Annotated in this window: 7 protein-coding genes; 1 reads left to right on the top strand and 6 read right to left on the bottom strand. The window is 63.0% G+C overall.

Annotation, left to right across the window (positions count from 1 at the left end):
* Nucleotides 1-241 precede the first annotated feature (241 nt).
* Nucleotides 242-424, top strand: coding sequence for a hypothetical protein (locus tag HU720_RS23560; RefSeq protein WP_186523499.1), 183 nt, complete (start codon nucleotides 242-244; stop codon nucleotides 422-424).
* A 46-nt stretch (nucleotides 425-470) separates the two neighbouring features.
* On the opposite strand, the gene HU720_RS23555 is transcribed toward HU720_RS23560, so the two are convergent.
* The 6 genes from HU720_RS23555 to HU720_RS24470 all read right to left on the bottom strand — a co-directional run.
* Complete coding sequence (locus HU720_RS23555; protein ID WP_186523498.1) at nucleotides 471-1,013, bottom strand: DUF2058 domain-containing protein; 543 nt, start codon at nucleotides 1,011-1,013, stop codon at nucleotides 471-473.
* Between the two features lie 28 nt (nucleotides 1,014-1,041).
* Nucleotides 1,042-1,875 (bottom strand): nucleoside triphosphate pyrophosphohydrolase, encoded by an 834-nt coding sequence (mazG, locus tag HU720_RS23550; RefSeq protein ID WP_186523496.1) that lies wholly within the window; start codon nucleotides 1,873-1,875, stop codon nucleotides 1,042-1,044.
* A gap of 62 nt (nucleotides 1,876-1,937) precedes the next feature.
* On the bottom strand, nucleotides 1,938-4,178 hold the full coding sequence (relA, locus tag HU720_RS23545) for a GTP diphosphokinase (protein WP_186523493.1): 2,241 nt from the start codon (nucleotides 4,176-4,178) through the stop codon (nucleotides 1,938-1,940).
* A gap of 90 nt (nucleotides 4,179-4,268) precedes the next feature.
* A complete protein-coding gene (rlmD, locus tag HU720_RS23540; protein WP_186523490.1) occupies nucleotides 4,269-5,636 on the bottom strand; it encodes a 23S rRNA (uracil(1939)-C(5))-methyltransferase RlmD in 1,368 nt (455 codons plus the stop codon).
* Complete coding sequence (gene cysM / locus HU720_RS23535; protein ID WP_186523487.1) at nucleotides 5,636-6,535, bottom strand: cysteine synthase CysM; 900 nt, start codon at nucleotides 6,533-6,535, stop codon at nucleotides 5,636-5,638. Before cysM ends, rlmD begins: the two co-directional genes overlap by 1 nt.
* Before the next feature lie 105 nt (nucleotides 6,536-6,640).
* On the bottom strand, nucleotides 6,641-6,862 hold a 222-nt coding region (locus tag HU720_RS24470; RefSeq protein ID WP_238337800.1), incomplete at its 5' end, for a hypothetical protein.

Below are 6,862 nucleotides of genomic sequence, written 5' to 3'. Positions count from 1 at the left end.
GGGCTGCGGAGCAGCCCCGACGATCTTGCCTGCCGCCGAGATCCTGGGGCCGCTACGCAGCCCTTTCGCGACACAAGGCCGCTCCTACACGCGAGCGCGTCGGCTGTGGTGCCCTGCCCAACCCAAACGCTTTCATGAAATTTGTTTAATCGCTGTTTTATTTACTTAGCCTGCTAACTGAATCTATAAAGAAGACCTGCGACACAGTGCCGCAGCCAAATCCTAGCAGTGGAGTTCAGCGATGACAGTCAAAGTAACCGAACGCGACGAATCGAAAATGTCCCACGAAGGCCTGGCCGCTGGTGTGCGGATCTGGGACGTGCATCAGCAAGGTCAATTGGTCGGCATGTTCCATGAAGAGCACCAGGCTCAGCAGTACCGCAACGAACTGGAAGCCCAGGAAAACCAGCACCGTACGCAATGACCCCGTCTTTAAATGAAAAACCCCGCCGCGGCGGGGTTTTTCAGGTTTACCACATCAGATCGTCCGGGATCTTGTAGGCCGCATACGGATCATCAGCCTCGTCGGCTTCTTCGACATGGGTGTTGAGCAGCAGGATGCGGTGGGGGTCACGCTCCTGGATCCTCAGCGCCGACTCACGCGGCACCACCTCATAGCCGCCACCGTGGGCGACGATGGCCAGTGCGCCGTTGCTCAGCTTGCTGCGCATCAGGGCGTTGACGGCGATGCGCTTGACCTTCTTGTCATCGACGAAGTTGAAGTAGTCCTCGGTGGTCAGCTTTGGCAGACGGGTCGCTTCGATCAATTGCTTGACCTGCGCGGCACGGGCTTTCTGCTCGGCCTTCTCCTGGACCGCACGGTTCAGCTCCTGGTCCTTCCTGGCCTTTTCGGCCATGGCTTCCTTGGCCAGGCGCTGCTGGGTGTCATCCACCTCGACCTGGCCCTTGTGCTCCATGCGTTTCTGTTTTTTCTGCGCTTTGTTGGTCTGCGAGACCTGTTTCTGGTTGACCAGACCGGCTTTGAGCAATTGGTCGCGAAGGGAAAGGCTCATGGGGGTGTTCACTCACTCTGGCATCGGCTCAGCCGCAGCTGGGCAGGTTCTTTTCCTGACGCTTGGCCTCGCCCCAGAGGGCGTCCAGCTCGTCGAGGGTACGATCTTGGAGGTTCAGGCCCTGCTCGCGCAATGCCTGTTCGATAAATCGGAAACGCCGCTCGAATTTGCGGTTGGCGCGGCGCAGGGCGTTTTCTGGGTCGTGCTTGAGGTGGCGGGCCAGGTTGACGGTGGCAAACAGCAGGTCGCCGAGTTCATCTTCCAGCGCATCGCTGTCGCCATCGGCCATGGCTTGTAACACTTCGTCGAGCTCTTCGCGCACCTTGTCCAGCACTGGCAGCGCGTCCGGCCAGTCGAAGCCGACCGTGGCCGCGCGCTTTTGCAGCTTGGCCGCACGGGACAACGCAGGCAAGGCTGCCGGCACGTCGTCGAGCAGCGATAGCTGCTCGGGTTCGCGGTTTTCGGCGCGCTCCTCGGCCTTGATTTCTTCCCAGCGCGACTTCACCTGGTCCTCGCTCAGGGCCGGGGTATCCAGCGGGGCATACAGCTCACCGGTGGGGAACACATGGGGGTGGCGGCGAATCAGCTTGCGGGTAATCGAGTCGATCACCCCGGCGAACTCGAAACGCCCTTCTTCGCGGGCCAGTTGGCTGTAGTAGACCACCTGGAACAACAGGTCACCGAGCTCGCCTTGCAAGTGCGCGAAGTCGCCGCGCTCGATGGCGTCGGCCACCTCGTAGGCTTCTTCGAGGGTATGCGGGACGATGCTTGCGTATGTCTGCTTGAGGTCCCAGGGGCAGCCGTACTGCGGGTCACGCAGCCGCGCCATCAGGTGCAGCAGGTCGTCGAGGGTGTAGGTCATGGTGGCAGGTCCTTCGACGGCGCCCGCTTGGCAGGGTGGCTTGCAAAGCGGGCGCCGCAGTTTCAAGGGGTACGGTTACGCCGCGTCTCGATGATGTTGGGCAACTGCGAAATCCGCCCAAGCAGGCGCCCAAGGGCATCCAGGCCAGGGATTTCGATGGTCAGCGACATCAGCGCGGTGTTGTCTTCCTTGTTCGAACGGGTGTTGACCGCCAGCACGTTGATCTTCTCGTTGAGCAGCACCTGCGACACGTCGCGCAGCAGGCCGGGACGGTCGTAAGCGCGGATGACGATATCCACCGGATACGTCTGCACCGGGATCGGGCCCCAGCTGACCTGAATCATTCGCTCCGGCTCTTTGCCGCTCAATTGCAGCACCGAGGCGCAGTCCTGGCGGTGAATGCTCACGCCCCGGCCTTGGGTGATGTAGCCGACGATGGCATCGCCCGGCAACGGCTGGCAGCAGCCGGCCATCTGCGTGAGCAGGTTGCCGACACCCTGGATCTGGATATCGCTGCGCTTGCCGGCGCGAATGCCACGGGCCTGGCGCGGGATCAGCTCGACCTGCTCGATGCGCTCGGGCTCAAGCAGTTGCTGGGCGGCGTTGACCATCTGCGCCAGGCGCAAGTCACCGGCGCCAAGCGCTGCGAACATGTCCTCGGCGGTCTTGACGTTGGCTTTTTCGGCCAGACGCTCGAAGTCGACCTGGGGCAGGCCCAGGCGGCTGAGTTCACGCTCGATCAGGGTCTTGCCGGCGGCGACGTTCTGGTCACGGGCCTGCAGCTTGAACCAGTGGACAATCTTGGCCCGCGCCCGCGATGTGGTCACGTAGCCAAGGTTGGAGTTCAACCAGTCACGGCTGGGGTTGCCGTGCTTGCTGGTGATGATCTCCACCTGCTCGCCGGTCTGCAGGCTGTAGTTCAACGGCACGATGCGGCCGTTGATCTTCGCGCCACGGCAGTTGTGGCCGATTTCGGTGTGTACGCGGTAGGCGAAGTCCAGCGGCGTCGAGCCTTTGGGCAGGTCGATGGCGTGGCCATCAGGGGTGAAGACGTACACCCGGTCCGGCTCGATATCGACGCGCAGCTGCTCGGCCAGGCCGCCGATATCGCCCAGCTCTTCGTGCCATTCCAGCACCTGGCGCAGCCAGGAGATTTTTTCTTCGTAGTGGTTGGAGCCGGACTTTACATCGGTACCCTTGTAGCGCCAGTGCGCGCATACGCCCAGCTCGGCTTCCTCGTGCATGGAGTGGGTGCGGATCTGCACTTCCAGCACCTTGCCCTCGGGGCCGATCACCGCGGTGTGCAGCGAGCGGTAGCCGTTTTCCTTGGGGTTGGCGATGTAGTCGTCGAACTCCTTGGGGATGTGCCGCCACAGCGTGTGCACGATACCCAGCGCGGTGTAGCAGTCGCGCACCTCAGGCACCAGCACGCGCACGGCGCGAACGTCGTAGATCTGGCTGAATTCCAGGCCTTTGCGCTGCATTTTGCGCCAGATCGAATAGATGTGTTTTGCCCGGCCACTGATATCGGCGTTGACGCCGGTGGCCAGCAGCTCGTTCTGCAGTTGGTTCATCACATCGCTGATGAAGCGCTCGCGGTCGAGGCGGCGCTCGTGCAGCAGCTTGGCGATCTGCTTGTACTGGTCAGGCTCAAGGTAGCGGAACGAAAGGTCTTCGAGTTCCCACTTGATATGGCCGATGCCAAGGCGGTGGGCCAGCGGTGCGTAGATGTCCGCGACCTCACGGGCAACCCGCAGGCGTTTTTCGTCATCGGCGCCTTTGACGGCCCGAATGGCGCAGGTGCGCTCGGCCAGCTTGATAAGCGCGACACGCACATCATCGACCATGGCCACGAGCATCTTGCGCAGGTTCTCGACCTGCGCCTGGGAGCCCAGCACCAGCGACTGGCGCGGGCTGAAACTGGCACTGATGGCCGCCATGCGCAGCACGCCGTCGATCAGCTTGGACACCACCGGCCCAAAGCGCTGGCCGACTTCGGCAAGGGTTACCTTGCCTTCACGTACCGAGCGGTAGATGGCGGCTGCCACCAGTGAATCCTGGTCGAGCCTGAGGTCAGCCAGAATTTCGGCGATTTCAAGCCCGGCCTGAAAACTGGAGGTACCATCGGCCCATGAATGCTTGGCCGGGTTACCCTTTTTTTCGATTTCCTGGGCGAACTCGCAGGCTTCTTTCAGCGCTGCGCGATCAAGCTGCGAATCGACGCTCACCACATGATCGAGCCATGCTTCGAGATTGATACTGCCGTCGGTATTGACCGGCTGGTGCACTCTCACCTGTACCATCTTTGCTTTACCTTTCCATACAGCGCACCACGCGGGTGCACTGGCTATCAACTGTACGGCCCTCAGTCCCTGAAGGCTGCACCAAGAGAGTCAGCCTGGCTGACCCGCTTCAAATAACGCCATGGCTTCGACATGCGCCGTCTGAGGAAACATGTCGAGAATCCCGGCCCTTTTTAACCGGTACCCCTGCCCTGCCAGCACCTGCGCGTCTCGCGCCAGCGTGGCCGGGTTGCACGATACGTAGACCAGCCGTTTTGCGCCGAGCTGTTTGATGCCTTGCACCACATCAAAGGCGCCGTCGCGTGGTGGGTCCAAGAGTACCGCAGAAAAGCCTTCGGCGACCCATCCGGCGCCGGCCAAAGGCTGCGATAAATCGGCCTGAAAAAACTGCGCGTTATGCACATTGTTGTTGCGGGCGTTGCCTGCGGCGCGCTCGACCATGGCCTGCACGCCTTCCACCGCCACCACCTCGCGGGCAAGCCCGGCCAATGGCAGGGCAAAGTTGCCAAGGCCGCAGAACAGGTCCAGCACCCGCTCGTCAGCCTGTGGCGCGAGCCACTCCAGCGCTTGCTGAACCATCAGGTCGTTCACCTGGGCATTGACCTGCACAAAGTCACCCGGCCGCCAGGCCAGCTCCAGCCCCCACGGCTGCAGCGTAAAGCCCAGCGCCGCGGTGGCATCGACCGGCTGCGGCTCACCTTCGCCTTGCAGCCACAGCTGCGCACCGGCCTCCTGGCAGAACGCACCAAGGCGCGCCAGGTCGTCTTCTGCCAAGGGCGCCACATGGCGCACCAGCAACGCTTGCGCAGTACCACTGAACAGCTCGACATGCCCCACTACCTGGGGCTTGGCCAGGCTGCGCAGTACGGTCGGCAAATGGCGCAGGATCGCCTGCAAGGGTTGTACCAGCACTGGGCACTCATCGATGGCGATGATGTCCTGGCTGGCTTCGGCCCGGAAGCCGACATCCAGCTGGCGGGCTTTGTGGTCCCAGCGCACCGCCACTCGGGCGCGGCGACGGTAGCCGAATTCCGGCCCGCACAGTGGCGCGGCCCATGCTTCGGGCTGCAGGCCGGCCACACGCTGCAATTGCTCGGCGAGCAGGCGCTGCTTGAGCGCCAACTGGCCTTCGTGGGGCAGGTGCTGCAAGGTGCAGCCGCCGCAGCGCTGGTAGTGCTTGCACGGTGCTTCGCGGCGCTCGGCGCTGGCCTGGAACACGCGCTCCAGGCGCGCATCGACCACCTTGCCACGGGCGCCGAGCACCCGCGCTTCGACCTCTTCACCGGCCAGCGCGCCGCTGACGAACCAGGTGCGCCCGTCAATGAAGGCAATGCCGCGGCCATCGCCGCTGACACGCTCGATGCTCAGACGCTGCTTCTTGCCCACTGGCACCTGGGTGCTGCGCTCGCCGCCGGCCGGTTGGAAGCGCAGGCCGCCGCTAGGTTTTTTCTTTGACATCAGGCGGGATCGAACAGGCCGGTGGACAGGTAGCGGTCGCCACGATCGCAGACGATCGCAACCATGACCGCGTTCTCGACTTCGCGCGACAGGCGCAGCATGCCGGCCACCGCACCGCCGGAGGAAACGCCGCAGAAGATGCCTTCTTCGCGGGCCAGACGGCGGGTGGTGTCTTCGGCTTCCTGCTGGGACATGTCCAGCACCTGGTCGACGCGGGTGGCGTCGAAGATCTTCGGCAGGTACTCGTGCGGCCAGCGGCGAATGCCGGGGATCGACGAGCCTTCCATCGGTTGCAGGCCGACAATCTGCACGGCCGGGTTTTGTTCCTTGAGGTACTGCGAGCAGCCCATGATGGTACCGGTGGTGCCCATGGAACTGATGAAGTGCGTAACTTGGCCGTGGGTCTGCTGCCAGATTTCCGGGCCGGTGCCGTGGTAGTGGGCCAGCGGGTTGTCGCCGTTGGCGAACTGGTCGAGCACCAGGCCCCGACCCTCGGCTTGCAGCCTGTCGGCCAGGTCACGGGCGCCTTCCATGCCCTCTTCGCGGGTGACCAGGATCAGCTCGGCGCCGTAGGCGGTCATGGCCGCCTTGCGTTCGGCGGTGGAGTTGTCGGGCATGATGAGGATCATCTTGTAGCCCTTGATGGCAGCGGCCATGGCCAGGGCAATGCCGGTGTTGCCGGAGGTGGCCTCGATCAGCGTGTCACCGGGTTTGATCTGGCCGCTGAGCTCGGCGCGGGTGATCATCGACAACGCCGGGCGGTCCTTGACCGAACCTGCCGGGTTATTGCCTTCGAGCTTGAGCAGCAAGGTGTTGCTGGTTTCCCCGGCGAGACGCTGCAGGCGAACCAGAGGCGTGTTGCCGACGCAATCGGCGATGGTTGGGTACTGCAAAGTCATGGGCGTTTTCGCAATCCGGACGGCGGGGGTGCCTATCATACCGGCAAACAGTTCCAGGCCATATCACGCAATTGTTGGGGGTTATAGCTGGAAGCTATATGGCCCTCAATGGGTTGCAGGTCGCGCAGAGTACAAGCCCGCATACACATCGGCTATATCCAATCCTGCACCGGCCTCATCGCAGGCTATCGCCAGCCACAGGAACCCTGGCAAGCGCTCGATAGTGTGCTTGTGCGCAGTCTTTGTGGGGGATTCTATGGTTTCGGGCAAGTCGCTTTTGATTGTGTAGGAGCGGCCTTGTGTCGCGAAAGGGCTGCGGAGCAGCCC

This window comes from Pseudomonas sp. SWRI51, assembly GCF_014268825.1.
Lineage (GTDB): Bacteria > Pseudomonadota > Gammaproteobacteria > Pseudomonadales > Pseudomonadaceae > Aquipseudomonas > Aquipseudomonas farsensis.
This window is presented reverse-complemented; position numbering and strand designations above follow the sequence as displayed.